The organism is Prauserella sp. PE36 (assembly GCF_003311655.1).
Classification (GTDB): domain Bacteria; phylum Actinomycetota; class Actinomycetes; order Mycobacteriales; family Pseudonocardiaceae; genus Prauserella_A; species Prauserella_A endophytica.
The window spans coordinates 99,107-124,621 of sequence record NZ_QEQT01000105.1 but is presented as its reverse complement, the minus strand read 5'-3'; the positions used below and the strand labels follow the sequence as shown (position 1 = coordinate 124,621).

Annotated in this window: 17 protein-coding genes; 10 read left to right on the top strand and 7 right to left on the bottom strand. The window is 65.1% G+C overall.

Translation table 11 applies throughout. The annotated features are described in order from the left end of the window. Nucleotides 1–30 precede the first annotated feature (30 nt). The 4 genes from DI005_RS33890 (at nt 31) to DI005_RS33875 (ending at nt 3,637) form a co-directional block, all read left to right on the top strand. Complete coding sequence (locus DI005_RS33890) at nt 31–1,080, top strand: ABC transporter substrate-binding protein (protein WP_158559944.1); 1,050 nt, start codon at nt 31–33, stop codon at nt 1,078–1,080. An 88-nt stretch (nt 1,081–1,168) separates the two neighbouring features. Then, complete coding sequence (locus DI005_RS33885) at nt 1,169–1,915, top strand: ABC transporter ATP-binding protein (RefSeq protein WP_369973649.1); 747 nt, start codon at nt 1,169–1,171, stop codon at nt 1,913–1,915. A 61-nt stretch (nt 1,916–1,976) separates the two neighbouring features. Then, nucleotides 1,977–2,762, top strand: a complete 786-nt coding sequence (locus tag DI005_RS33880; RefSeq protein ID WP_113644799.1) for an ABC transporter permease — start codon at nt 1,977–1,979, stop codon at nt 2,760–2,762. Next, entirely contained in the window at nt 2,759–3,637 is an 879-nt protein-coding gene (locus tag DI005_RS33875) for an ABC transporter permease (RefSeq protein ID WP_113644798.1), read from the top strand. Before DI005_RS33880 ends, DI005_RS33875 begins: the two co-directional genes overlap by 4 nt. A gap of 99 nt (nt 3,638–3,736) precedes the next feature. On the opposite strand, the gene DI005_RS33870 is transcribed toward DI005_RS33875, so the two are convergent. Next, complete coding sequence (locus DI005_RS33870) at nt 3,737–4,639, bottom strand: CoA ester lyase (RefSeq protein WP_158559943.1); 903 nt, start codon at nt 4,637–4,639, stop codon at nt 3,737–3,739. A gap of 74 nt (nt 4,640–4,713) precedes the next feature. Then, a complete protein-coding gene (locus tag DI005_RS33865) occupies nt 4,714–6,402 on the bottom strand; it encodes a thiamine pyrophosphate-dependent enzyme (protein WP_113644797.1) in 1,689 nt (562 codons plus the stop codon). A gap of 113 nt (nt 6,403–6,515) precedes the next feature. On the opposite strand from DI005_RS33865, the gene DI005_RS33860 reads away from it, so the two are divergent. After that, nucleotides 6,516–7,964: an aldehyde dehydrogenase family protein gene (locus DI005_RS33860; RefSeq protein WP_233520417.1), complete on the top strand. Its 1,449-nt coding sequence runs from the start codon at nt 6,516–6,518 to the stop codon at nt 7,962–7,964. On the opposite strand, the gene DI005_RS33855 is transcribed toward DI005_RS33860, so the two are convergent. Next, a complete protein-coding gene (locus DI005_RS33855; RefSeq protein ID WP_112268373.1) occupies nt 7,919–8,416 on the bottom strand; it encodes a MarR family winged helix-turn-helix transcriptional regulator in 498 nt (165 codons plus the stop codon). The genes DI005_RS33860 and DI005_RS33855 overlap by 46 nt on opposite strands. Nucleotides 8,417–8,585: 169 nt before the next feature. Here DI005_RS33855 and DI005_RS38390 point away from each other — a divergent pair, with 169 nt between their 5' ends. The 5 genes from DI005_RS38390 to DI005_RS33835 all read left to right on the top strand — a co-directional run bounded on the left by DI005_RS38390 (nt 8,586) and on the right by DI005_RS33835 (nt 17,677). Next, nucleotides 8,586–9,470 (top strand): hypothetical protein, encoded by an 885-nt coding sequence (locus DI005_RS38390; protein WP_158559941.1) that lies wholly within the window; start codon nt 8,586–8,588, stop codon nt 9,468–9,470. Nucleotides 9,471–9,472: 2 nt separating this feature from the next. Then, nucleotides 9,473–11,071, top strand: a complete 1,599-nt coding sequence (locus DI005_RS33850) for a thiamine pyrophosphate-binding protein (RefSeq protein WP_158559940.1) — start codon at nt 9,473–9,475, stop codon at nt 11,069–11,071. A 63-nt stretch (nt 11,072–11,134) separates the two neighbouring features. Continuing rightward, nucleotides 11,135–12,034: a hypothetical protein gene (locus tag DI005_RS33845; RefSeq protein ID WP_113644795.1), complete on the top strand. Its 900-nt coding sequence runs from the start codon at nt 11,135–11,137 to the stop codon at nt 12,032–12,034. Nucleotides 12,035–12,047: 13 nt separating this feature from the next. Continuing rightward, complete coding sequence (locus tag DI005_RS33840; RefSeq protein WP_113644794.1) at nt 12,048–14,150, top strand: acetate--CoA ligase family protein; 2,103 nt, start codon at nt 12,048–12,050, stop codon at nt 14,148–14,150. A 53-nt stretch (nt 14,151–14,203) separates the two neighbouring features. Continuing rightward, nucleotides 14,204–17,677: an indolepyruvate ferredoxin oxidoreductase family protein gene (locus DI005_RS33835; RefSeq protein WP_113644793.1), complete on the top strand. Its 3,474-nt coding sequence runs from the start codon at nt 14,204–14,206 to the stop codon at nt 17,675–17,677. 710 nt (nt 17,678–18,387) lie between these two features. Here DI005_RS33835 and DI005_RS33830 read toward each other — a convergent pair. Genes DI005_RS33830 through DI005_RS39820 form a run of 4 tightly spaced genes read right to left on the bottom strand, consistent with a single transcriptional unit; the run spans nt 18,388 to nt 25,508 of the window. Continuing rightward, complete coding sequence (locus DI005_RS33830) at nt 18,388–19,893, bottom strand: aldehyde dehydrogenase family protein (protein WP_113644792.1); 1,506 nt, start codon at nt 19,891–19,893, stop codon at nt 18,388–18,390. After that, nucleotides 19,890–21,533: an AMP-binding protein gene (locus DI005_RS33825; RefSeq protein WP_113644791.1), complete on the bottom strand. Its 1,644-nt coding sequence runs from the start codon at nt 21,531–21,533 to the stop codon at nt 19,890–19,892. Before DI005_RS33825 ends, DI005_RS33830 begins: the two co-directional genes overlap by 4 nt. Next, on the bottom strand, nt 21,530–24,988 hold the full coding sequence (locus tag DI005_RS33820; protein WP_233520416.1) for an indolepyruvate ferredoxin oxidoreductase family protein: 3,459 nt from the start codon (nt 24,986–24,988) through the stop codon (nt 21,530–21,532). Before DI005_RS33820 ends, DI005_RS33825 begins: the two co-directional genes overlap by 4 nt. Nucleotides 24,989–25,007: 19 nt before the next feature. After that, complete coding sequence (locus DI005_RS39820) at nt 25,008–25,508, bottom strand: YceI family protein (protein ID WP_158559939.1); 501 nt, start codon at nt 25,506–25,508, stop codon at nt 25,008–25,010. Nucleotides 25,509–25,515 lie beyond the last annotated feature (7 nt).

Here is a 25,515-nt window from a genome sequence, read left to right as displayed (position 1 = left end):
GTTATGTTAGTGAGTCGAGAGGGTGGCCGGATGAAGCAGTTCGCTCGAGGGTTGGTGGCCGCTTCGGCTGCTGTTGCGCTCGTTGGGTGCGGGACCAGCAGTGGGCAAGGCCCGGGTGACGGGATCACCGTCGTTACGGCATCTTCGAATCCGACGATCTCGGGAACCGTGGCGCTCGGTATCGCCAAGGGCACTTTTGACGAGGCCGGGGTCGAAGTGAACCTCGAGCTCGGCGAGGGTTCCCAAGCGGTCAACACAATGGTGGCCGGCCGTGCCGATCTGACGGAGTCGAGTGCGACGAGCGCTAGCTCGCTGGAAGTCGGCGGCAAGGACATCTCGGCGGTGTGGGCGAGCGCAGGTGGAGGGCTCGGCCTGAAGCTGTTCACGGCCGCGGATGGTCCGAAGACGGTGGAGGAGTTCGAGACGGAGCTGGCTGACGGTTGCTCGGCAGGAGTGACTGCGCCCGGCTCGTCCGGGTACGGCTACATGTTGTTGTTGAAGGAGGAGCTCGGACTCGACTGTGAGCTTGTGGAACTCGGCGACACTGCCCAGATCTTGGGTGCGATGATCTCCGGTCGCGTGGACACCATGCTTTCGACGTCGGACGATCCCGCTCTGGCGGCCGCCGTCCAGGCAGGCGAGGTGAACATCGTGTTGGACATGGCGAAGCGGGAGCGGATCACCGAGCTCGGCATTCCGCAGTTCCCCGATCGGATCTTCTTCGGTCTGAAACGCAATCTCGACGGCAAGCGTGACGCCATGGTGGCGTTCGCTTCCGGTATGAAGGAGGCCGCCAACCTCTACGCCTCGATGGATGCAGAGGAGATTGCGGACGCGATTCTGTCGATTGAGGTGCTGGCTACGGAGTTTCCCACGGATGAGGACCGCACCGGTCTGATCGCGAGTATCAAGGAAAGCAAGCCATTCGTGAACTGGACTGACGGCCACATCGCTGAGAAGGACTGGAACAACCTGCTGAGCGCTGCAGCAGACTGGGAGATCGACGGCTTCGACGCCGCCGACCCGAAGAGAAGCTACGCGAACATCGTCGACATGTCGTTCTACAACGCTGCGGAGTAATCGACCCATGCCTGACGCGCAACGAAGCGCACGCTCGACGGCAGGCGACACCACCCGTGTCGCCGCCGCCGGCGGTGCGACGGAGGTAATCACGTTCGAGGACGTCAGTTTCGGTTACGACCGGACCAACGTGCTCGAGGGCGTCGACTTCGGCATCGCTCCGGGGGAGACGGTGGGGATCATCGGTCCCAGCGGAAGCGGCAAGTCCACGTTGCTGAGGCTCATTGCCGGCTTCGACGAGCCGCGATCCGGACGGGTCACGTGCAACACGGACGACTCCGCGAACTGTCCTATCTCGATGATGTTCCAGACCGACACGACGTTACCGTGGCTGCGTGCCGAGCAGAACGTGCTTCTCTTCTCGCGGTTCCGCAAGTGGCGCAGGAGTCGCCGGACCCTCGACCTCAAGCAGCACGCACGCGACCTGCTTGCGATGGTGCACCTCGAGGACGCGGCCAAGCGCTACCCGTATCAGCTGTCCGGCGGGATGAAACGGCGGCTTGCGTTCGCGACCGCGGTAGCGCCACAGCCCCAGTTGCTGTTGCTGGACGAGCCGTTCTCGTCGGTGGACGAGCCGACGCGCATCAAGATCCACCAGGACGTGTACAACATCGTCAAGGAGCTCAATCTGACGACGATCCTGGTGACTCACGACTTGGCCGAGGCACTCAGCCTCTGCGACCGGATCCTGATCCTGTCGAATCGGCCCGCGAGCGTCGTGGCGGAGCACCACATCGATTTCGGGCCGGACCGGCAGCTCGTCCACTTGCGTGATCAGCCAGAGTTCATGAAGCTCTACGGCGCGGTCTGGAGCGATCTCAGTGAACAGCTCTAGTTCCGCCGCAGTGTCGGCGCCAGCGAACACCCGCGACACGCCGTGGCGAGGATCGTTCCGTGTGCGGGTAATCGCTCTGCAGGGCCTCGTCGTCGGCGGGTTCTTCACACTCTGGCAGTTCGGGCCGAAGTTGGAGGCACTTCGGCAGACCTTCCCCTTCCTGGACGAGTTCTTCATCAGCAGTCCGACGATGGTGGCCGGCCGGCTGGTCGAGATGGTCACCGGAGCGAGAGAGCCGAACATCTGGCCGCTGGCACTGAACAGTGCCCAGGGGATACTCCTGGGAGGTGTTATCGGCATCGCATGTGGCATGGTCGGCGGACTCGTACTCAGCCACTGGCCTACCGCCCATGCCATCGCACTGCCGTACCTTGTCGCACTGAACGCCACTCCCAAGCTGGCCCTGGTGCCGATTTTCGTCGTCGTATTCGGTCCCACGGTGACGACAGCGGTCACGGTCACTGCGTTCGTCGTGTTCCTGGTGACGCTCTTCGCCGCTGTCGCCGGGGGGCGGAACGTGCCGGCTGAGCAACTGCTCAACGCGGAACTTTTGGGCGGCCGCGGGATCGAACTGATGAGGATCCGCATGCGCTACGTCAGTGTGTGGACGCTGGCGAACCTGCCCAACATCGTGGCGACCGCCTTTGTCGCTGGTCTGCTCTCCGAGGTGTTGAGTACCGGTCCTGGTCTCGGACGCCTGATCCGATTGGCGCTCCAGCGGTTGGACGCGACCGGCACGATGGCGCTCGTAGTCCTGCTGAGCATCATCGGTCTGGCCCTGGTCCGGACCGGCCGAGTCGTTGCCAGACGGTATCTGCACTGGTTCGGTGGTGAGGGGCTGCTATGACCGACTTGCTCGACTCCAACCCTCAGCGATCGAGCGCGGGCGTCCGCGGGCGACGGACGCTGGTTTCGAGCCGGCGGGCGAAGGGCTCGAACCAATGGATCGTCTGGCTCGGTCGGGTGGGAATCCTCGCCGTGTTTCTCGTGGGCTGGAGCCTTTTGCCGGTCAATGAGGCCCTGCGCGCGAGATGGCCCGTCTTCGACGAGTTCTTCCTCAGCTCTCCGGGGGCGGTCGTAGAGGAGTTCCAGAGACTGCTCATCGGCAATGAGTTGGACTTCTGGGTCAACTTCTGGTTCACCGTCAAAGGCGCATCCCTCGGGCTGGTGGTCGGGCTGGCCTGCTCGGTGACGATGGCGCTGATCCTGACGAGCAGCCGACTGCTCCGATCGGCGCTGACACCGATCATGGACCTCGTCAACGCCATCCCGACGGTCGCGCTTATCCCGGTCATCGTGCTCATGTTCGGCTCGACCTTGGAAACGTCGGTGGTGATCGCGGCGCTGTCGGTGTTCTTCTTCACCGTCTTCAACGCGTACGCAGGCGGGGCCAGCATGCCGAAGGACCTGGCGAACAACGCGGCTATGCTCGGCGCCTCGCGGGCCGAGTTGATGTGGAAGCTCCGGGTTCGTTACGTCCTGGCATGGACGATCCAGATCCTGCCCGGTGCAATCGGTCATGCGCTCGCCTCGGCGTTCGCGGCCGAACTGTTCAGCGGGTCGCCCGGACTGGGGCGCCTGGTCATGCAGGCGATTCTGTCGATCAACTCGGATCTGGTCTTCGCCACCGTGACGGTGATCGCGGTCCTGGGTGTGTCCCTGACGATGATGGGCAGTGCGTTCTCGGCCCGGTACCTCCACTGGTTCACGAAGTCTCGGTAGGCCGCGTCGTCGTCCGCCGGTAGGCCGAGCGGTCAACGAAGCCGGCGCCGAAGGATTCTTCGGCGCCGGCTTCGTTGATGTTGCGCGCTGCGCGTCGAGTTAGCCTGCGTGCCGCTTGGTGTACTCCTCGTAGCGGCGGACGGTCAGGTGCGCGCCGCGAATGAGGGGACCTTCTACCATCTCTCCGTTCATGACGACGACGGTCTCGCCGCGCTTTTCCGCGGCCTCGACCGCAGCGACGGCCTGGCAGGCCCAGTCGTACTCCTCGTCGCTGGGGGTGAACTCTTCGTGGATGATCGGCAGTTGGCGCGGGCTGAACGCTGCCGTTCCGTCGAAGCCCAGCTGGGCTGAGACGAGCGCGGAGTTCCGCATCCCGGCGAGATCGTTGATCGTGGTGTAACCGGTGTCGATGATCGTCAGGCCCCGGCTCCGGGCCACGAGCACGGCTCGCTGCTTCGCGTAGAGCAGCTCGAGGGGGAAGTCCCAGATCGGGCGGTTGGCTCCGACTCCGACTTTGCGGACCCTGAGCTCGGACGAGAGGTCGGCCGAGCCCATGACCAGTCCACTGACGCGAGGTGCCTGGCTGATGTCGGGGAGGTCGAGGACGCCGTCGGTGGTCTCGACCATTACCCAGATCTGGGTGGTGCCCACGGGGATCGATGCATCGGTCTCCGCTCGGGTCATGAGGCGGGCCGCGGCCTCCACTTCGTCGCGAGCTCGTACCTTCGGAAGGAGCAGTGCCACCGGGGCACCGACCGAGCTGAGCGCGCGCAGATCCTCCTGGCCGACCGGGGTGAGTACGTCGTTGACCCGGATCACGACGGTCTTCGACTGTGCGTCCAGGTGGGTGAGGAATTCGCGGGTCACGGAGCGGGCTTCGTCCTTGCGCTCCTTGTGCACGCCGTCCTCGAGCTCGATGAGAATCGCGTCCGCGGGTGTGGTGAGTGACTTCTCGAGCAGCCCGGGGACGAGCGGCGGTACGACGAGCAGGGAACGGTACACGATGCAACCTACGTTTCTGTTGGGTTCGTTGAGGGGGTGTTGCTCGGTCTCGGGAACTGGGACACGACGGGCGGCTAGCCGACGGTCGTGATCCTTTGGTCCGGAGTGATCTGCTCGGGGTCCGTGACGATTTCAATGAGCGCAGGGCCGTTGTAATCCAGTGCGCGCTTGAATACGTCCGGGAAGTCGACGGTGTCGGTCACTCTGACGCCCAGCGCGCCGAATGACTCGGCGTAGGCGACGAAGTCCGGGTTGGTGAGGTCCGTGGCGATCGCGCGACCAGGGAAGCGCCGTTCCTGGTGCATGCGGATGGTGCCGAACATCGAGTTGTTGACCACGATGACGATAAGCCGCAGGCCGTGCCGAACGGCGGTGGCCAGCTCGCTGCCGCTCATCAGGAAGCAGCCGTCGCCGGCGAAGGTGACGACGACACGCTCGGGGTGGAGCTGCGCGGCCGCCAGACCAGCGGGCAAGGCATAGCCCATCGCACCGTTCCGCGGTGCGAGTTGTGTGCCGAAGTCGCGGTAGCCGAAGAAGCGCTGAACCCAGACCGTATAGTTGCCCGCGCCGTTGGTGATCACCGAATCGTCCGGAACCGAATCCCGGACATGCCGCACGACGAGCGTGAGGTCGACGCCCTGGCGTGAGGTTTCCGCACCACGCGGTGGCGTTGAGAACTCGACCTGCTGGGCGCGGAGTTCGTTGTACCACGCGACCCGCTCAGGTAGGTCGTCGAGCACGGCGCCTTCGAGGCGCTCACAGGCGGACGCGGGGTCGGCGTGGATCGCGACATCGGGTAACGGAAAGCGGCCCAGCTCGTCCCTGGACCGGGACACTGTCACGAGTCGGGACTCGGGAGACGGAAACGCATAGCCTCCCGTGGTCGGATCGTCAAGCCGGGGTCCGAGCGCGACCACGAGGTCGGCCGAGGTCAGCAGTTGGCGTAACCGGGGGCTGCAGCCCAAGCCGAGGTAGCCGGCGAAGCTGGGGCTCGTGTTGTCGATGGCATCCTGCCAGCGAAACGGCGTCACGACCGGGACCTGGTTCCGTTCGGCGAAGGCGGCGACCTGCGCTGCGGCCGGTGTCGACCATCCCGGCCCGCCGACCACGAGGCACGGACGCCGAGCGGCGGCGAGCTCGGTCCGCAGCGTGTTCCAGTCCGATGCACAGATCGGTGGCGAGGTGGCCACGGCAGCGCGTGTCGGTCGTGCCGGTGTGGGGGCGTCCAGCACGTCCTCCGGCACGACGAGCACTACGGGCCCTGGACGTCCGGACATTGAGGTGTGAACTGCGTGGGCGACATGCTCCGGGATACGGTCGGCTTCCATGATCTCGACGACGTCCTTGGCGAAGCTGCCGAAGACCGCGCGGTAGTCCATCTCCTGGAACGCCTCTCGGCGCAGGTGCGCGCGCGGGACCTGACCGACGATCAGGATCAGTGGGGTGCCGTCCTGGTGCGCCGTGTGGACCGCGATGCTCGCGTGGGTGGCTCCGGGACCACGGGTCACCAGGCAGACGGCGGGGCGGCCGGTCAACTTACCCGCGGCCTCGGCCATGTTTCCTGCGGCGGATTCGTGTCGAGTGGTGACGAGCTTTGCTGTGCCATCGTTCGAGGGGTCGATGAGTGCATCCAGGATCGGTAGGAAGCTCTCGCCAGGGACGCACGTCCAAAGGGGTGGATTGTGCGCGAGGAGACTCTCGACTAGCAGTCGGCCGCCCGTGCGCGTCGGCCCTTCTTGGGCCGGACCGGTTTGCTGGCTCATTCTTCCCCTTCCGGGAGGTCGTGCAAGAGCGATTATATCTTGATAACATAGCTATCTACCATAGGCATATCGCGCCTCGCGTGAGCGGGCGCCGAGAGAAGAGGCTCGAAGTGGTGCGATCGGTGGACCCGAGGCGGGCAGAGGAGTTCGGCCCAGAGCTTTCCGAGATCTCGACCGTGGAGGTGGGCGATGTCGTTGCCAGGTCGAGAGTCGCCGGAGACCTGATCGGCCGGCTGGGTCCCGTTGTCGTTGCCGACGGCCTGCGGAGAGCGGCGGACGCCTTGGACGCCGAGTCGGCGACGCTGGCTGAGCTTGCCGACGACGAGGTCGCGCTGGGCGTGCCGAGGCTGCTCGGCGAGATCGCGAGGACCACGGGACAGTTGCGTCTGTTCGCGGGACTGGTCGCCCGCGGTGAGCACCTCGGCGTCACGACCAGCGATCTGCCCGCCGGTGCACCGGGCGGCAGCTTGCGAAAAGTGAACATCCCGCTTGGGGTCGTGGTCGTCTTCGCCGCCTCCAACTTCCCGTTCGCCTTCAGTGTCGCCGGGGGCGACACGGCCTCCGCGTTAGCGGCGGGCAACCCGGTGATCGTCAAGGCCCACTACGGCCACCCGCAGACATCGCAGCGGGTGGCCGAACTCGTCACCGAGGCGTTGGTGGCAGCGGGCCTGCCTGCCGACTCCCTGCAGGTCGTGCATGGGGGAGAGCGCGTCGGCCTGGAGCTGGTGCGCCATCCGGACGTCGCGGCTGTCGGCTTTACTGGGTCGACCGCTGGTGGGCGTGCTCTGACCGATGTCGCGGCCTCGCGAAAGATTCCGATCCCCGTCTATGCCGAGCAGGGCAGCGTCAACCCGATGGTGATCGCGCCGAGCGCGATCACCGCGTGCGCTCCTGGGGAGGCGCGACAGCTCGCCGAGTCCGTGCTGAGCGGGCACGGGCAGTTCTGTACGAAGCCCGGTGTCGTGTTCGTTCCCGACGATGCGGCGGATGAGTTCGTGGCCTTGCTGCGTGGCGAGATGGCGCAGGCCGTCGACATGCACCTGCTCACGACGAAGATCCACGAGCAGTTCCGGAAGGCTGTCGCCGCGCTCGGTCGGCATCCGGACGTCGAGGTGTGGGCCGGCGAAACATCAGGCGCCGGACTGTCGGCGCCGGGCGTGGTCGCCGTCGCCGATGTCGACACCTACCTCGCGGTTCCGGACTTGCGCGCGGAGATCTTCGGGCCTGCGACGGTCGTGATCCGGGTTCGGGACAGCGCAGACCTCGTGCGTGCGCTGGATGCCGTCGAAGGCAACTTGACGGCGACCGTGCACGGCGACGCTGGCGACCGGTGGCTTGCGCTGGCGATCGAACGCCTGGTGCGGCGGGTGGGCCGCATCGTCTACGGAGGCGTGCCGACCGGTGTCGCCGTCGACCGCGCCATGCACCACGGCGGCCCCTATCCCGCGAGCAGTTGGAGCCTGTATACGTCGGTGGGCGACGATGCGATCAAGAGGTTCATGCGCCCGATCGTGTATCAGGACTTCCCGGACACGTTGCTCCCCGAGGCGCTGCGGGCGTAAGCGTCGTTCGTCGTCCGCGCGGTGGTGGGGTCGTCGGCCAACCGCTGCATCAGATGCCCGGACTTGAAGAGCAGCTCCCGTTCCGCGTCTGTCAGGTGATGCTCGATGGCATCGCGCAACCAGGCGCGCCAGCCCTGGCGCGCGTCGCCGATGACGCCGCGTCCCTTGTCGCTGATCTCTATGTAGGCCTTGCGGCGGTCGTGCGCGTCTTTGCGACGGATGATCAGGCCGAGACCCTCGAGCGAGCGCAGGGCGGCTGCGACGTTCGGGCTGGTCATCTGGAGCTCTTCGCCCAGTTGGCTCGGTTGTCTCGGCTCCTCGGCGACATCGATGGCGATGAGGACCTCGTACGCGGTCGTGGACAGCCCGTCCATCGACGGCTGCTCCCGACGCATGCGTCGGTGCAGCGCTCGCAGCTGATTGCGAAACAGATCGATCTCGTCGTCCGACACCTATTAATCATAACCAGTTCCTCGCCGGGGCGACGCCGACGGCCTCCGCCGGCACGGCTGCAGGCGCCGTCGGTCGTACCGATCTCGTGCGTCTCCCTTGACAAGGCCGCAGGTAACTATGAAAGATAAGTATCTAGACGTAGTTATCTATGGTATCCAAGGAGGCGAAGTGCAGATCGCAACGGTGTCCGAGGTTGCGCCGGACGTACGGAACCGGGCCGGCAGTGACCTCCGCCAAGCGAAGACGATCAGGCAGTCGCTGCTCGCGGACGACGCTGCTGACGGCCTGACTCTGACGGTCAACCGCACGCAGTGGCAGTCAGGCGAAGATGCGACGAGTACGCCCCGGCATCGCCATGCCTTCCAGCAGATCCGCTGGGCGGAGACCGGCCGGATCAACTACGAACCGGACAAGTACATCGAGGCCGGCGACATCGCCTACTTCCCCAAGGGAGCCTGGTACGGGCCCCAAGTTCGGGACGAGGGCATCAGCATCACCTTCCAGTTCGGTTTCAATGGGGAGAAACAGCACGGCAGCAAGTTCTGGGACCAGTACCAGGAGGCTGCGCTAGCGAACCTGAAGGCGCGGGGCAGCTTCGAACGCGGGCTCTACATCGACACTGATCCGGCCACGGGGGAGCGCCGTGAGCGAGACAGTGTGGATGCCCTGTACGCGGAGCAGTACATGATGCACACCGGCCGGGAGTTCGCCATCCCGTCGGCCGGGTACGACGCCCCCATCGCCCTCCACCCTCCGGCCTTCGACTACTACAAGACCTGCGATGGGGTGGAGATGAAGCACTTCGGCTGCTTCTACGACCACCCCGGTCCGGACGGTGACATCCGACTCGGCATGGTCCGGTTGAGCGGCGGCACGTTCACCTGTCCCGAGGACCGGGCCCACGTCCTATGGTCGTTGGAGCCGGGCCTCGTCATCGACGGCACGGAGTACCGCGAGCACACCTACGTCTACAGCCCACGAGGCGAGTCGGTGGATCTCACGAGTACCTCTCCGGTCGAAGCGCATTTGATCACGTTCCCCCGCCTGGACTGAGGATGAAGGTCCACTCAGCCCTTGCTGCCACCATTGCCGACCACGGAGGCCACGCCGTCTTCGGGGTGATGGGCGATGCCAACATGTTCCTCATCGATTCGCTGGTCCACGAACGACAGGTGCGCTACGTTCCTGCCGCTAACGAGGCAGGAGCCGTTCTGATGGGAGCCGGCTATGCGGCTCGCTCGGGCGCCGTCGGCTTCGCCACTGTCACCTATGGACCCGGGCTGCTCAATGCCGTCGGTACGCTCGTCTCGGTCGTCCGTCAACGCACACCACTCGTCCTCATCACGGGCGAGACGCCGAGCGCACGGCCGCGCCACAGCCAGCGCATCGACCAGAGCGCCTTCGCGGTAGCTGCCGGGGCCGGCTATGTTCGCGTCGACGAGGCGAACGTCGCCGCGAGGGACCTCGGGCGCACCCTCGAACGAGCCGCCAGCGAACGCCGACCTTACGTCTTCGCGTGTCCGAGTGACTTCACTTTCCGCGAGTGCGGGCCCGGTGTGGCCGTCAGGACACCGACGGCTACCCGGCCGGTGGCTGATCTCGATGCGCTGGACCGAGCCGCCGGCGTGCTGGCCACGGCGAGTCGACCGCTCGTTCTGGCCGGACACGGCTGTGTGAGCTCCGACGCGGCGGGCCCCACAGCACGCCTCGCCGAGGCGCTCGGTGCGCCGCTGATGACGACCCTGCCGGCCAAAGGCCTGTTCGCTGCGAACGAGTACGACCTCGGTGTGTGCGGTACGTTCTCCGCACCTCCGGCCGTCGAGGCGCTCCAGCGGGCCGATTGCATCGTCGCGGTCGGCACGAGTCTGAACCGGCTGACCGGAGGCGGCGAAGGGTGGCCCTACTTCGAGGGCAAGGTGCTCGTTCACTGCGACACTGATCCGGCAGCCATCCTCAGCCGACACGCGGGCGACATCGGTGTGGTTGCCGATGCCGCGGACTTCGCCAGCGCCATCCTCGCGATGCTCGAGGAAATCGGGCACCGTCCCTCGGCTTTCCGCGAGCAGTGCCGCACTGGGCCCGTGAACGATCGACCCGGCCGTGGATCCACAAACCTCGAACTGGCGACCGTCCTTGCTGCGATCGACGAGGCATTGCCTTCTGCGCGGATGGTGACCGTCGACGGGGGACGTTTCTCCGCGGAGGCGATCACCCGGATGCGGGTCCCGGACGCACGTTCGTGGGCCTGCTCGTTCGCAGGGTTCGGAGCCGTCGGCAACGCGGTCTCCACGGCCATCGGGATGGGTTGTGCGGCACCCGAGCTGCCCAGCGTGGCGGTCGTCGGCGACGGCGGTTTCATGCTCGGTGGGCTTTCCGAGTTCAACACGGCGGTGCGGTGCGGCCTCGATCTCGTCGTGGTGATCGTGAACGACAGCTCGTATGGCGCCGAGTACCGCAAGCTCCAGGCGGAAGGCTTCGACACGGCGCTCAGCACATTCGTGTGGCCGTCGTTCGCCGATGTCGCCGCTTCGCTCGGAGGCGCCGGGATCCGTGTCACTTCGCGCGCCGACCTCGGTGCCCTGACGACCTTTCTCGAGGCGCGGAAGACGCCCGTCGTCATCGAAGTGGTACTCGACGCCTCCCAGATCACCTGATCCGACCAGCACGGCGACGCTACTCGCCTGCATCATCCGCGAACCAGACTAGGAGTGCGGCACATGAAGATCCTCGTGGGCGCCGACGTGCCCGCCTACAACCCGACTGCCGGCAAGAACGAGATCGGTTCGGTCCGCCCGCTCGGAGGGACCGTCGTCCAGCGACTGTTCAGCGACGACACCCCGGACGGCCTCAACTTCCGCATGCTGCGCAGTCACTTCAACGGTGAAGAGGGAGCTTACGATACGCCACGCCACCGCCACGCCTTTCAGCAGATTCGGTGGGCCCAGTCCGGCAACCTGAATTATGCGCCGGGGCAGGACATCCCGGAGGGCGGCATCGCCTACTTCCCCAAAGCGACGTGGTATGGGCCCCAGCACAAGGCCGCGGGCATCAGTGTTGCGATACAGCTGGGTTTCCACGGAGAGCAGCAGTCAGGGCCCGCGTGGGACGAGGTGCGTCCCCGAGCACTCGAGGCACTCAAGCGGAGCGGCACGATCAAGGACGGCGTCTACGTCCAGGTCGACCCCGAGACCGGCGAGGAAACCAGGACCGACTCTGTGCAGGCCCTCTTCGAGAAGCAGTACGAGCTTCGCTTCGGTACTCCGTGGAAGACGCCGGACGAGGGATACGAAGCGCCGATCCTGATGCATCCCGACGCCTTCGCGTACTTTCAGATTGCCGAGGGTGTCGAGTGCAAGCGTCTCGGCAACTTCTTCGACCATCCAGGTCCGAACGCCGACGTGCGCCTGTCGATGCTGCGACTTTCCTCCGGGGCGTCGTACACCCTGCCGGTCGAGCGCGCCCAGCTCTTCTGGTCCACCCGCGTCGGACTGCGCATCGACACCACCGACTATCCCGAGCTGACCTTCGGCTACTGCCCCCGCGGCGAGGACGGCGCCATCGGCGCCACACAGGACGGCGTGGAGGTCGTCCTGGTCGAGCTTCCCCGCCTCGACTGAAGGAGCAGTTGCTGTGATCAACACCAGCTCGCTCGCCACGCGTTTGGCCGCTGTCGATTCCGTGCTCCGGCCCCGCTCCGTCGTCGTGATAGGAGCGTCACCGCATGGCCGTGGCTTCACCTCGGCACCGCTCAAGAACCTGGCCCGGCACGGGTTCGCCGGCGACGTCTATGCCGTGAACCCGAAGTACAGCGAGATCGACGGCGTCCCGTGCTTCGGGTCGGTGGCCGAGATTCCCACCGCACCGGACACGGCTGTCATCGTGGTGGGCGCGGAACGCGTCCCAGCCGCACTAGCGGACTGCGCCCGCAGTGGTGTCAAGAGCGCCACGGTCATCGCGGGAGGCTTCGCTGAGCTGGGTTCCCGCGGGCTTGCCCTGGAGGAGGAGATCCGCACGATCTGCGCTGAAGCCGGTCTGCATCTGGTCGGTCCGAACACGGCGGGTCTGATGAACGTGGCGGACGGCTATGTGCCACGGGCCGGCCTCAACCATCCCGAACAGCTGGCGTCCGGGACGGTGGCGATCGCCACGCAGAGCGGTGCCCTGTGCAACACGCTACTCAACCGCGTCGTCGCCTACGGGCAAGGCATCTCAATGGCCGTCGCGACCGGCAGCCAGTGGAATCTCGACATTTGGGACTTCGTCGACTACTTCGTCGGCGACGACCGGACGAAGGCGATCCTGACGATCCCCGAGGGCATTCACGACCCTGCCAAGTTCGCCGCTGCTGCGCGCCGCGCGGTCGAGGCAGGAAAACCGGTCATCCTGCTGAAACCGGGACGATCCGAGGTCGGGTCGAAGGCGGTTCAGACCCACTCCGGTGCCCTGGCCGGTGCGGCAGACGTGCAGATCTCGATCCTGCGCGACCATGGCGTGATCGTCGTCGACGACCTCGACGAGCTCTGGGAGACGGGGCAGCTGTTCGGCAGCTGGCCTGTCGACTCCATGCCTGCCGACGCCGACGGCCGGCTCGGTGTCCTGACCTACTCGGGTGGCGACGGCGCCCTGGCGGTGGACGCCGCCGAGGGCGCCGGATTGTCCTGTCCAGAGCCGGGTCCAGCAACGGTCAAAGCCCTCGATGGCCTCTTCCACCTGGCGACGCCCGGCAATCCGTTCGACTACACCGGTGAGGTGGTTGCCAAGCCCGAGTTGATCGCACCAGCGACGGAGGCCTTCCTGAACGACGAGGCCTTCGACGTCGCGCTGATCGCCGCGCCGGTCTGGTCGGGCCATTTCGCTAAGTGGATCCTCGGTCCCGCGGTCGATGCGGCAACGGCCAGCCGGCGCCCAACGGCGATCTCCCTCTGGTCCGCCGGCGAGCTCACCACGCAGGCACAGGAGGTGGTGAGGGAGAGCGGGCTGCCCCTGTTCGACGGATCGCACCGCGCCGTCGCCGCGATCGGGAGGTACGTCGACTTTCTCCGTACGCGGCGCCGACTCCTCGCCAAGCAAGCACAGCTGCCTGCGCCGAACCCGCGGCGCGCGGGAGAGCTCCGCGTGCTGACCTACTGGGAATCGCGGGAGTTCCTGGCGCAGTCCGGCATCGCCTTCAACCCTGCCTGCGCTGCCGACGACCTAGAAACCACAGTCAAGGCCGCCGAGCAGATCGGTTTCCCGGTGACACTCAAGGTGTCCGCGGACGCTGCGGTCCACAAGGTCTCCGCCGGTGGGGTACGGCTGTACGTGCCCGACGTGGATTCCCTCCGGCACGAAGCGACCGGAATGCTCGAGGCGTTCCCGGCGGGACGGCTGATCGTCGAGCGGTTCACGCCCGGAGTGTCCATGGCGCTCGTCGGAGGCCAATCCGATCCGGAGTTCGGCCCCGTCATCGTGTTCGGCCTTGGCGGCGGGTACGCCGAGGCCTACCGCGACGTCAGTCACCTGCAATGCCCCGCCAGTACCGAACAAATCGAAGCCGCCCTCGCTCGGACGAGGTTCGGACGCGCGCTGGGCCGCGGCTCGCGGGCCTACTGCACATTGGTGGACACCGTCGCCACGGCGTCGCGGTGGTTCGCGGAGAACCCCACCGTCCACAGCTTCGACGTCAATCCGATCCTGGTGGGATTGGACGGGGCGATGGTAGCGGTGGACGCACGAGTCGAGATTCTCGCCTGAGATCCAGAGAACACCCTGCGGCGCAGGGGCAAGCACTGCTGAGGAGCGAAGTGATGAGTGTGGCGGCGACCCCAGAGCGGAGATCCGATGGCCAGTGGTATCGCCTCGAAGACCGCTACACGGTGGGAGACACGCCGGTGCTCCTCACCGGTGTCCAGGCGATCGCCCGCGCCCTGGTCGAGCAGCGCGCCCGTGACGTCGCTCGGGGACACAACGCCGCCATGTTCGTCTCCGGATATCAGGGTTCGCCGCTTGGTGGACTCGACAGCCTACTGGCGTCGATCCCGAACCTGGCGCAGGACCACGAGATTCACCTGACGCCGGCAGTGAACGAGGAACTAGCGGCTACTGCGGTCTGGGGTACTCAGCTCTCCTTGCCCGGGGAGACCAGGTCGGTCGACGGAGTCGTGGGTATCTGGTACGGCAAGGGCCCCGGACTGGATCGCGCGTCGGATGCGATCCGCCACGCCAACATGTATGGCAGCGACCCACACGGAGGCCTCGTCGCGTTCGTCGGCGACGACCCTTCGTCGAAGTCCTCGACGCTTCCCTTCGCCAGCGACGCCACCCTGGCCGCCCTGAACATGCCGTTCTTCAGCCCCAGGAACGGAGAGGAGGTCGTCCTGCACACGCTCGCCGCGGTGGAGCTGTCACGCCAGACCGGCTGCTGGGTCGGCGTGAAGATCCTCACCGATGTGGCCGACGGAGTATGGACTGTCGCTCGGGACTTCCAGGCCCTGCGGTTCCAGCCCCCTTCGGTCACCTGGGAAGGCCGGTCGTGGACATATGCCCAGCGGCCTGTAACCACTCCTGCGCAGAGTCTTCTAGTCGAGGCGGACCTGCATGGGCCCCGCTGGTCGGCGGTCGAGTCCTTCCTCGCGGCCAACGACTTCGACGGGCTCCAGCCGGCGTCGGCGGCTGCGAGGTTCGGGATCGTCGGCAGTGGCGTCGCGATCGATGCGGCGATGCAGGCACTGCAGGATCTCGGGCTCGACGCGCGGGCGGCCGCCGCGCAGGGTATCCGAGTTCTGCGCGTGGCGGCGCCGCATCCCCTCAACCGCGCACGTATCGAGGAGTTCTCGACCGGCCTGGAGAGGATTCTGGTGGTCGAGGAAAAAGGGCCACTCATCGAACACCAAGTCAAGGACATCCTCTACGCCCGCGCCGAACGCCCGATCGTCGTGGGCAAGAAGGACGTGCGAGGAGCAGTGCTCGTGCCCGCCCACGGGGAACTGGTCGCCGACCGCCTCTACGGCCCGGTAGCGCGATTCCTCGGCAACGATGTTCAGCTGCAACGATCAACCGCACGACGGCCCCTGCCGCTGCTGCCAGTCCAACGAGTACCCTACTTCTGCTCGGGCTGCCCGCACAACACCTCGACTGTTGTGCCAGATGGCTCGATCGCCGCCGGTGGAATCGGCTGTCACACGCTCGCCTCGATCTCAGCCCGTGAGGACTCTGCTATCACCGGCTGGACCCAGATGGGCGGCGAAGGCGCCCAATGGATCGGCCAAGCCAGATGGAGCTCGCACCGCCACATCTTCCAGAACGTGGGCGACGGGACGTTCTTCCACTCGGGGCAGCTGGCTGTGCAGGCGGCCGTCGCCGCCGGCGTGAACATCACCTACAAGGTGCTCTACAACTCGGCGGTCGCGATGACAGGGGCGCAGGACCCGCAGGCCGGACTGCCGGTGCCTGCCTTGGCCGACAAGCTACTGGCCGAAGGGGTCAGGAAGATCATCGTCTGCGCAGACGAGCCCGAGCGTTACCGACGTGTGCGAATGCCGCGCGGCTGCGTCGTGTGGCCGCGCGAGCGACTCGACGAAGCTCAGCGCACGCTGCGGGAGGTAGAGGGCGTGACCGCACTGATCTACGACCAGCAATGCGCGGCGAACGCGCGCCGCCTCCGCAAGCGAGGCAAGCTGACTCCGCGGCGGACGAAGGTCGTCATCAACTCCGATGTCTGCGAAGGCTGTGGCGACTGTGGCGTCAAGAGCAACTGCCTCTCGGTCCAGCCCGTGGAGACCGAGTTCGGCCGCAAGACGACCATCGACCAGACAACCTGCAACACCGACTACAGTTGCCTCCAAGGCGACTGCCCCAGCTTCGTCACCGTCAAACGCGCCGACCGCGCGGCCACGGCAAAGGCGCGCAAGCCTTCGACGGCACCCGAAGCACCGGAGGTGCTCGACCCCGAGAACGTGCACAGGGACACGAACATCTTTCTGGCTGGCGTCGGCGGGACCGGGATCGTGACGGTCAACCAGATCCTTGCCACCGCGGCGCTGAAATCCGGCTATCAAGTCGTCGGGCTCGACCAGACCGGCCTCAGCCAGAAGGCCGGACCGGTCGTCTCCCACTTGCGCCTGTCCACCGGCGAAGACGCTCCGACCAATCGCGTAAGTCCAGGAAAGGCTGACCTCATCCTGGCCTTCGACCTTCTGGTCGCCGCCGACGCGAAGAACGCGCTGCACGCAGACACCGGCGTCACGGCTGTCGTGGCGTCGACCAGCAAGACGCCCACCGGGGACATGGTCGCCGACCCCCAAGTGGCCTACCCCGAGGCCGACTTTCTTCTCCAACGCCTTCGTGGCAACGCGAAGAGCGTGCTCGGCCTGGACGTTCTCGCCGTCGCGCGACAGCTGTTCGGCTCTATCGAGTCGGCCAACCTCCTGCTGGTCGGCGCTGCCTACCAGCTCGGTCAGCTTCCCGTGCCGGCGGCTGCGATAGAGGGGGCGATCACGCTCAACGGGGTGGCGGTCGAGGCCAACATCGCGGCCTTCCGCTGGGGCCGCGCTATCGCGGCCGATCCAGAGCTCGTTCCGACCACGCCATCGGCGCCACGCTCTGCCGGGTCGGCCACCATCGAACGACGGATCGAGACGGCTGGGATCCAGGACGAGGTCAAACGCTTGGTCGCCGTGCGCGCGCCCCAGCTCGAGGCTTTCCAGAACTCCAAGCTGGCGCTCGGCTACATCGACGCAGTGGCCAATGCCTGGCACGCAGAACAGGCATTAGGGCACCGCCGTGACTTCAGCGAGGCAGTCGCGCGCAATCTGTACAAGCTCCTCGCCTACAAGGACGAGTACGAAGTGGCGCGGCTCCTCACCGCACCGGAGTTCCTCGAGTCAGTGCAGGCCGAGGCCGGCCCGGGCCGGGTGTACTACAACCTCCATCCGCCCATCCTCCGCGCGATGGGTATGGGGAGCAAAATCCAGCTGGGCCCGTGGTTCCGCCCGGCGATGCGCCTGCTCGCCAAGTTCAAGTTCGTCCGCGGCACCTGGCTCGACCCTTTCGGATATACCGTCGCTCGCCGCCTGGAACGCCGCCTCGCGCGGGACTATTCGCGACACCTGAAGTCGCTGATCGCGGGACTGTCGACCGCGAACTACGACCTCGCGCATCAGATCGCCTGCCTGCCCGACCAGATCCGCGGCTACGAAGGAGTCAAGGCCGCAAACGCAACACGATACGAAGCCGAGCTACAGACGCTGATGGCCCAGTGGGAACGATCGGCCAAACAATAGGGTAGCTGTCGGCATGAACCCGCCCCGGAGTGTCTGGAGGTCTGGGTTTGCCGGCTCTGCCGGTCGGCATGAGCTCGTTCTTGGAGCGTCGTAAGGTTCTTTGGCGGGGTCCGGTCTTGCAGAGCCCGCACCGGGACTCGGCCAGGGCGTAGCCGTAGGCGTCGCCGACCGACCGGAAGAGCGGGTCGACGCCGGCTTCGACGAGGCGGCCGGTGAAGACTAACGAGACGGACTGCCTACATCGGCACGGTGGATCAGCCCGGTCCAGGACTGTCGGTTGACCAGGTCGACTGGCCGCGGTCCGACGTCGATGTCAACGACCGGCCGCACCCGGCGGCTGCCGCAGCGCCGGGCCAGCCCTGCACGCGGTAGATCCGCTCGACCGTGCACCGTGCGATGTCGTGGCCCAGGCCGCGCAGGTGCAGCCACATCTGACGGGTCCCGAAGCGGCGGACGAACCTTGCCGTTGCCACTCGGCTTCCGGTCAGCGCGACTATCTCGGCGTCGCGCACGGACCCGCTTCGACGGTTGCCTGGCACGGGCCGCGTGATAGGTGGACGGGCGCGATCTCAAAACCCGCGCTCTGTCATGTCAAGCGGGCGGGACGGGGCCAGCAACGGAACCTGCACGGCCAAGGGCTGCTGATGTCGGAGAAAGCCGCCCAGGTCTGGCACGACGACATCTTCTGCGCGAGGCCGAAGCATCGCACATCAGGTATCTAACGAACCATGGGCGGACCCGAGAGTCGCCAGTTCCCCATACACCTTGATCTGTTGGAACTGCTCGAGCGCGCGCGGGCCACAGAGGAAGCCTCCATTGCTGCTCGCCTTGTATCCGCCCTGCTCGAACTTCTCGTTCAGCAATCCCCAGGTATTGATCCACACCCCGGCGGCCTGCAATTCGCGACCCATCGCGCGCGCACGATCCGGGCTCCGCGTGAACACTGCTGCGCCCAAACCATACTCGGTCGCATTAGCCCGGTGAATGGCTTCAGCGTCAGAATCGAAGACCTCAAATGTCTGCACCGGACCAAAAATCTCCTCTTGGACCACCGGGATATCGAGCCGCTCGACCTCGAGCAGGGTGGGTCGGTAGAACGCGCCGCCGGCCAACGGGCCCTCGGCGATGAGCCCGCCCCGGACCAGTGGCACGGCATGTGCGAGCGCGGCTTCCACCAGTCGGTTGACCCGCTCAGCGCTTGCCCTGTCAATCAGCGGGCCGATCTGGCTGGCTGGGTCGTCGCTTGGACCGGGCTGCACCGCGGCCAGTGCCTCGCTCAGCCGAGTACGGACTTCACCGGCGATGGCGCGGTGTGCGAGTACCCGTGATCCCGTGACGCAGAACTGACCGTTCAACATCGTGGCGGCAGATACCACGGTTGGAATCGCCGCGTCGAGGTCGGCGTCGTCGAGTAGAATCAGAGGCGTTTTTCCGCCTAGCTCGAGATTGAGCCTCTTGAGAGTGGCCGCGCTCGATTCAACGATCTTCCGTCCAACCGCAGTACTGCCCGTGTAGCTGATCACCGCCACATCCGAGGAGCTCACCATCAGCTCAGCGCCACCACTGCCCGACTCGGTGAAGACGTTCACCACACCAGCTGGAAGCGCTGAGCACTGCGCAATGATCTCCGAGAAGAGGGCGTTGGTCAGCGCGGTCTGAGCGGGCATCTTGACGACCGCGGTGCATCCCGCGGCTAATGCCGGACCCAACGCCCGGGCAGTCAGGGTGATCGGAGCGTTCCAGGGCGTGATAATCCCGGCGACTCCGAGTGGTTCAGGACTGGAACGGAAGTGCACGTCTGGACCGATGTCGGCATGGCGTCCCACATCAGAGCTGATCAGGCATGCTGCAGCGTTGTAGCGCAGCCACTGAACTGCAGTGGTGACCTCGAATGTCGACTGCCACAGCAGTTTGCCATTCTCCTGACTGATCATCGACGCCAGCTCGTGGGTTCTCGCTTCTATGCCGTCGGCAATCTGAGATATGGCACGCGCCCGCAGGTCCACCTCGCGGGCCCACTCTCCGGCCACGAAAGCCGCACTAGCCGCGGCGATCGCAGCTACTGCCTCGACGGCGCCTCCGTCGTGGTAATAGCCGACCACCTCGCCGTTCGATGGATTGATCGATTGGCCTGTTACTTCGGATTGCGCCCACTGCGCATTGATCCAATGTCGGGCGGGAACGGCCGGGCTTGTCGCAACGTCGAATGTGCTCATTCGCGTACTCCTGTCATCGTTGACGTGCTACGGGGGTCAGCTAACTGAACTGCAGCCCCTGGATTCTCGAGGATGGTGCGGACGGCCTTCTTGTCCGGTTTTCCCAACCCAGTCAAAGGAATCGAGTCCATTACCACCACGCGCTTCGGTGAGTGCACTGGGCCCTTCCGATCCCGGACCGCCTCCTGGATCTCGGAAGTGAGGGTTTCGACGAACCCGTCGTCACGGCGAGCGGCCGAACGCAGCACCACCACCGCTGTCACGGCTTCCCCCCACTTGTCGTCCGCCGTCCCCACGACGCAGACCTGCTCCACGTCGGGATGCTCGGAGACGACGTCTTCGACCTCCCGCGGGAAGACGTTGAACCCACCGGTGACGATCATGTCTTTGATCCGGTCCACGATGTACCAGTAACCGTCCTGGTCTTCACGAGCCAGGTCTCCCGTGTGCAGCCAGCCGTCACGGAACGTGTCCTCGGTTATCTGACGTTGATTCAAGTAGCCGTGGCTGAGCAGCGGTCCGCTGACGCAGATTTCGCCGACCTCACCCTGGCGCACCGGCTCACCGTTGTCGCCCATGATCACGCATCGAGAGAACTGTGTTGGCCTTCCGCAAGAAGTACGGCGCTGTCCCTGATGCTCGTCCGTGGGCAAGTACGTGATGGCCATCGGTGCTTCGGATTGGCCGTAGTACTGTGCGAATTTCGGACCGAAGTGCTCGATCGCCTCGTCGAGCCGTGTGGGGTTGATCGCTGACGCGCCATAGTAGATGGTCTCGAGCGACGACACGTCCCGAGTATGGAGGTCGGGGTGGTCCAGCAGCGCATAGATCATCGACGGTACGAGCATCAGTGTTGTGATCCGCTTCTTCTCGATCGTCTCCAGCACGGCCGCGGCATCGAACTTCGGTAGCAGGAACAGCGTTCCGCCCTTGGCCAGCACGGGGGTTACGAAGGCCGCGCCGGCGTGTGACAACGGGGTACAGCTGAGGAACTGGGGACGGTTCGGCCATTCCCACTCAGCCAGCTGTATCGTGGTCATGGTGAAATAGCTTCCCGCTGTGAGCTGTACGCCTTTCGGTCTTCCTGTGGTGCCGCCGGTATACACAAGACTGGTGATGTGGTGAGGTGGCAACGACGCGGCAACCACCGGTTTCGGTTGGAACGTAGCCGCGTGGGCGACGATGTCTGTTGCGATGTGCGACAGCTCTGCTGGTGGTGGACCGAACGTGAGGATCTGGCGCAGTGATTCGACACGGTCGACGAGCGCGAGGGCACGCTGCACGTATTCTGGCCTGGGCTCGATGATCAGTGATGTGGCGCCGGAGTCTTCGAGAATGTAGGTGTGGTCGTCCAGCGAGCCGAGCGGATGCAAGGCTACACGTCGATAACCGGCAATGTGCATAGCGGCGATGTCGATCAGTACCTCGGGACAGTTGCGCGAAAGCACCGCCACGGATGACTTGACGCCGGCGCCCAATGATTCGCATGCTTGTTGGTACTTGCTGATCTCAGCACCCAACTGGCCACCGGTCAGCGTGGTATGTTGAGACGAAAGCATTGGCGTATCCGCGTGCCGTCGCAGGGCCTCGACGATGAGGTGTCCATTGTGGTTGGGCTGACGAAGGGTGTTTGCTTTCATGACGATTCGAACTCCTCCAGAAGCGCGGCGGCCTGCGTGCGATAGCGGTCAATGCTGTCAACCTTGATTTGTTCGTAGCCACGAATTTCGTCCGGAAGCTTCGCGATGGCGATCGCGATCGCGTGATTGCGCGTCGTCAACGCGGCGGTCAGCGTCCGCAGGGTCGTGGTGTACTCACGGATAAGCTCGCGTTCCAGCCGGCGAACCGCGGTGTAGCCAAAAAGGTCGAACGGCGTACCGCGTAGTCGCCGCATCGCCTTGAGTGCGCGAAACGCAGGAGTGAACCAGCTACCCAGCCGAAGCTTGTTCCGCATGCCCAGGGCGCGAATCATCGGTGGGTGCAGGTGGACGTAGGTCTTGCTGGTAGCGCCGAACTGCTCTTTGACATGCGATCTGAACTCGGGATCCAGCGCGAGTCTGGCGACTTCGTACTCGTCCTTGTAGGCCATCAGCTTGTAGAGGTAACGTGCGGCCGCCTCGGTCAAAGCCCTCGATTCTGGCGCGACGCGGCGCTCCGCCTCTCGCACCCGTTCGATCTCCTGCCGATAGATCCCCGCGTAGCCGACAGTCTGATACTCAGTCAGATCGGCAACCCGGAGGTCGATAAGGCGTTGGAGGTCACCCTCGGATGTGCTGTCGTCGGTCTTGCTGGAGATGTCGGGCCCCGCGCCGCCATCGGATTCACGGGCCGACGCCGCTTTCGCCACCTGCCACTGGCCCAGGCGAAACGCCTGACGGTTGCGGTCGATGTCAATGCCGTTGAGTTCGATGGCGCGTTCGATGGCTTCGCTCGACACAGGCAGGTGGCCGGTCTGGAACGCTGCACCAAGCATCAGGACGTTGCTGTACTGCTCATCGCCTAGTGCTTCGTGCGCCAGCTGGACGGCGTTCAGCGAGACGCAACGGCTACTTTCTTGTGAGATCGCCGTCTGCATGTCGGCGACGTCTGGAAGCTCCAACGACGTGTCGAGGACCATCTGACCGGTCGGGACCTCCGCTGACGATACGACCGCCACAGTCCGCTGGCGAGACAGCACCTTCAGATTAGCGGGATCTGTTCCTGTCAGCGGATCACACACCAGGTACAGGTCACACGACTGTGCGCTGAGCTTGCCCGGTCGTAAGACAGGTTCCGCCGAGATCTTGAGGTCGGAAGTGACGGCGCCCCCTTTTTGCGCCAGCCCGGTCTGATCGAGACTGCGCACATACTTGTCATCCAGGGAAGCGGCCGTCGCCAGAATTTGCGCGATGGTGACGATCCCGGTTCCGCCGATTCCCGCGATGCGTATCTGAGCTTCGGCTGGCGGCGCGTCGAGCGGTAGAGGAATAGAGCCGGCTTCTATGGCCTCGACTATCGATCCTGTTTCCGGTTTCCCGTGCCGATCTGGGATCACGGTGACAAAGGAGGGGCAATCCCCGTGCAAGCACGAAAAGTCGAGATTGCACGAAGGCTGATGGATTTGGGTCTTGCGGCCGAATTCCGTCTCGACGGGTCTGACGGACAGACAGTTCGATTGGACACCGCAGTCCCCACACCCCTCGCAGATGCGCTGGTTGATAAGGACGCGCTCTGTGGGCGTCGATGCGAGGCCGCGCTTACGCTTTCGCCGCTTCTCCGCTGCGCACTCCTGATCATGAATCAGGATGGTGACCCCTTTGATGGAGGCCAGGCGGGCTTGCTCCCTCTCGAGCTCGTCACGATGCTTGACGGTGACATCGCGGCCGAGTCGGGCCTCCTTGCGAGTTCGCCGGACATCATCAGTGGTGACGACGATGTCGGCAACGCCCTCCGCTCGTAGGGAATCAATCAGGCGACCTAACCCCATTCCGCCGGCAGGGTCCTGGCCCCCGGTCATCGCGACGGCGGAGTTGTACAGCAGACGGTAAGTGACATTGGTACCGGAAGCGACCGCAGCACGCACCGCGAGACTGCCCGAGTGCATGAAGGTGCCGTCCCCGATGTTCTGCACCAGGTGGTCTCGGTCGATGAACGGTGCCATGCCGATCCACTGCACGCCCTCACCTCCCATCTGGGTGACGCCGAGGACGTTTCCGGCCTGCTTCTCGTCCATCACCATGACGAGGCCGTGACATCCGATACCGGCGCCGACCAGGGTCTTCTTGTCGGTGCGAGTGGAGCCGTTGTGGGGACAGCCGGGACAGAAGTAGGGTGTGCGCGCCATCACGGGTAGCTCGATACGCGCGGGGGGCCGCGGTCGTTCGATCCATCGCATCGCCGGTTCGATGTGGTGAGCCTCGCCAAGGCGGCGTGCCAGACCGGCGATCACCCGGTCCACGTCGAGCTCACCGGACAGGGAGAAGAGAGGCCGGCCGACGTGGTCGCTCTTTCCGACGACGACGGGACGGTGCGTGCCGGCGTACAGGATCTCCTTGACCGCGGTCTCGATAAACGGGCGCTTCTCTTCGACCACGATGACTTCTTCAAGGCCCATCGCGAAGCGCCGGACGATGTGCGGATCGACCGGATTCACCATCCCGAGCTTGACCAGCCTGATCCCATGACGAGCCAAGCTTGGTGAATCTCCTAGTCCCAGCCGCGCGAGCGCCTCGCGGACGTCGAGGTAGGTCTTGCCCGCCGCGATGATGCCGATGCGGTCGTCACCGGTCTTCTCGGTAATGACGTCGAGCCCATTGAGTCGTGCGTAGTCAAGCGCTCTCGGGAATCGCTGAGTGAGGAGACTGTGTTCGAGTGCTGCGAGATTCGCGCCGATCAACATGGCGGAAGGCTGGTGCTTGCTTGGCTCGAGATCCGCGGTCGTCGGCTTCACACGGTCGGGATGCACGACGGCGGTACTTCCTCCGTCGGCGACCGCAGTGGTGATCTTGAGTGCCGACCACGTCCCGGCGAACCGGGAGAGAAACGCCGCGTGGATCCCGAAATCCAGAATGTCCTGCGAATCAGCCGGATACAGCGTTGGCAGATACAGATCGGCCACGGCCGCCTCTGACGAGCAGGGATAGGTCGAGGATTTTCCAGCTGGGTCGTCTCCGATGAGGGCGACTGCGCCACCGGCGGGATCAGTGCCGATCAGGTTGGCATGCCGTATGGCGTCGGAGGCGCGATCCAGGCCCGGCGATTTGCCGTACCAGTATCCGGTCACGCCGTCAGCTCGCATGAATCCTGACTGACGGGCAAGCTGCGTTCCACCGACGGCGGTCGCGGCCAGCTCTTCGTTGACCGCTGGGCGGTGAACGATCTCGACATCGGACATGAGCTGGAGCCGCCGCGCCAACTCCATGTCGTAACCGGCAAGCGGGGACCCTTCATAGCCGGCCACGAAGCTTGCTGATCGAAGCCCGCGACGTGCATCAACCAGCGCGCGGTCACGGACCATGCGTACCAATGCCTGAATACCGGTGAGATATACGATGCCATCGGAAAGCAGGTAGCGATCGTCTAGATCTTTCGCGCGCGAGGCCGCCGGGTTCGGCACTAGGAGTTTCGAGACTGTATTATCCATGGGGCTCCAGTGCTATCGCGCCTTCTACGGTGAGCGAACGTCCGATGTACCCGAAGGCCGTCGGCCATCCGAACTGCCGAATGTCAAGGGTCGCACTGCCTGATAGGATCACCTGATCGACATCGACGCCAGCTGTTCCGTGGATCGGAACGTCGACGCTCCGATCGCGGACCGAAAGGCTTCCAACTCCCCTGAATGGTCGACTCGTGATGACGACGTGACTCGATGCGAGTGTGATGATCGGATAGTTGGCCGAGTCGAGAAAGAACCTGTTCTGCAGATGGTGATCCCGTAGCCGGATTCCCGTGTTCACGCTCGAAGGGTCTATGCTCAGCTCTCCGGCCAGTGAACCGTCCTCGCGCAGTAGTGCCCACCCCCCGAAGCGCTCAAAAACACCCTCGGCCGTGAGCGTCCCGAACATCCAACGGGCTTTGAACGAGATTCGCGATCCTGCTGGGTCGACCCGCCAACGCGATTCTCCCGTGGCCGGCACCAGTTGC

What these genes read in the sequence shown, in the direction of transcription:
- DI005_RS33825 (WP_113644791.1), bottom strand. Translation starts at nt 21,533, where the DNA reads ATGAAAGCAAACACCCTTCGTCAGCCCAACCACAATGGACACCTCATC.
- DI005_RS33835 (WP_113644793.1), top strand. Translation starts at nt 14,204, where the DNA reads ATGAGTGTGGCGGCGACCCCAGAGCGGAGATCCGATGGCCAGTGGTAT.
- DI005_RS33850 (WP_158559940.1), top strand. Translation starts at nt 9,473, where the DNA reads ATGAAGGTCCACTCAGCCCTTGCTGCCACCATTGCCGACCACGGAGGC.
- DI005_RS33890 (WP_158559944.1), top strand. Translation starts at nt 31, where the DNA reads ATGAAGCAGTTCGCTCGAGGGTTGGTGGCCGCTTCGGCTGCTGTTGCG.
- DI005_RS33875 (WP_113644798.1), top strand. Translation starts at nt 2,759, where the DNA reads ATGACCGACTTGCTCGACTCCAACCCTCAGCGATCGAGCGCGGGCGTC.
- DI005_RS33865 (WP_113644797.1), bottom strand. Translation starts at nt 6,402, where the DNA reads ATGAGCCAGCAAACCGGTCCGGCCCAAGAAGGGCCGACGCGCACGGGC.
- DI005_RS33845 (WP_113644795.1), top strand. Translation starts at nt 11,135, where the DNA reads ATGAAGATCCTCGTGGGCGCCGACGTGCCCGCCTACAACCCGACTGCC.
- DI005_RS33830 (WP_113644792.1), bottom strand. Translation starts at nt 19,893, where the DNA reads ATGAGCACATTCGACGTTGCGACAAGCCCGGCCGTTCCCGCCCGACAT.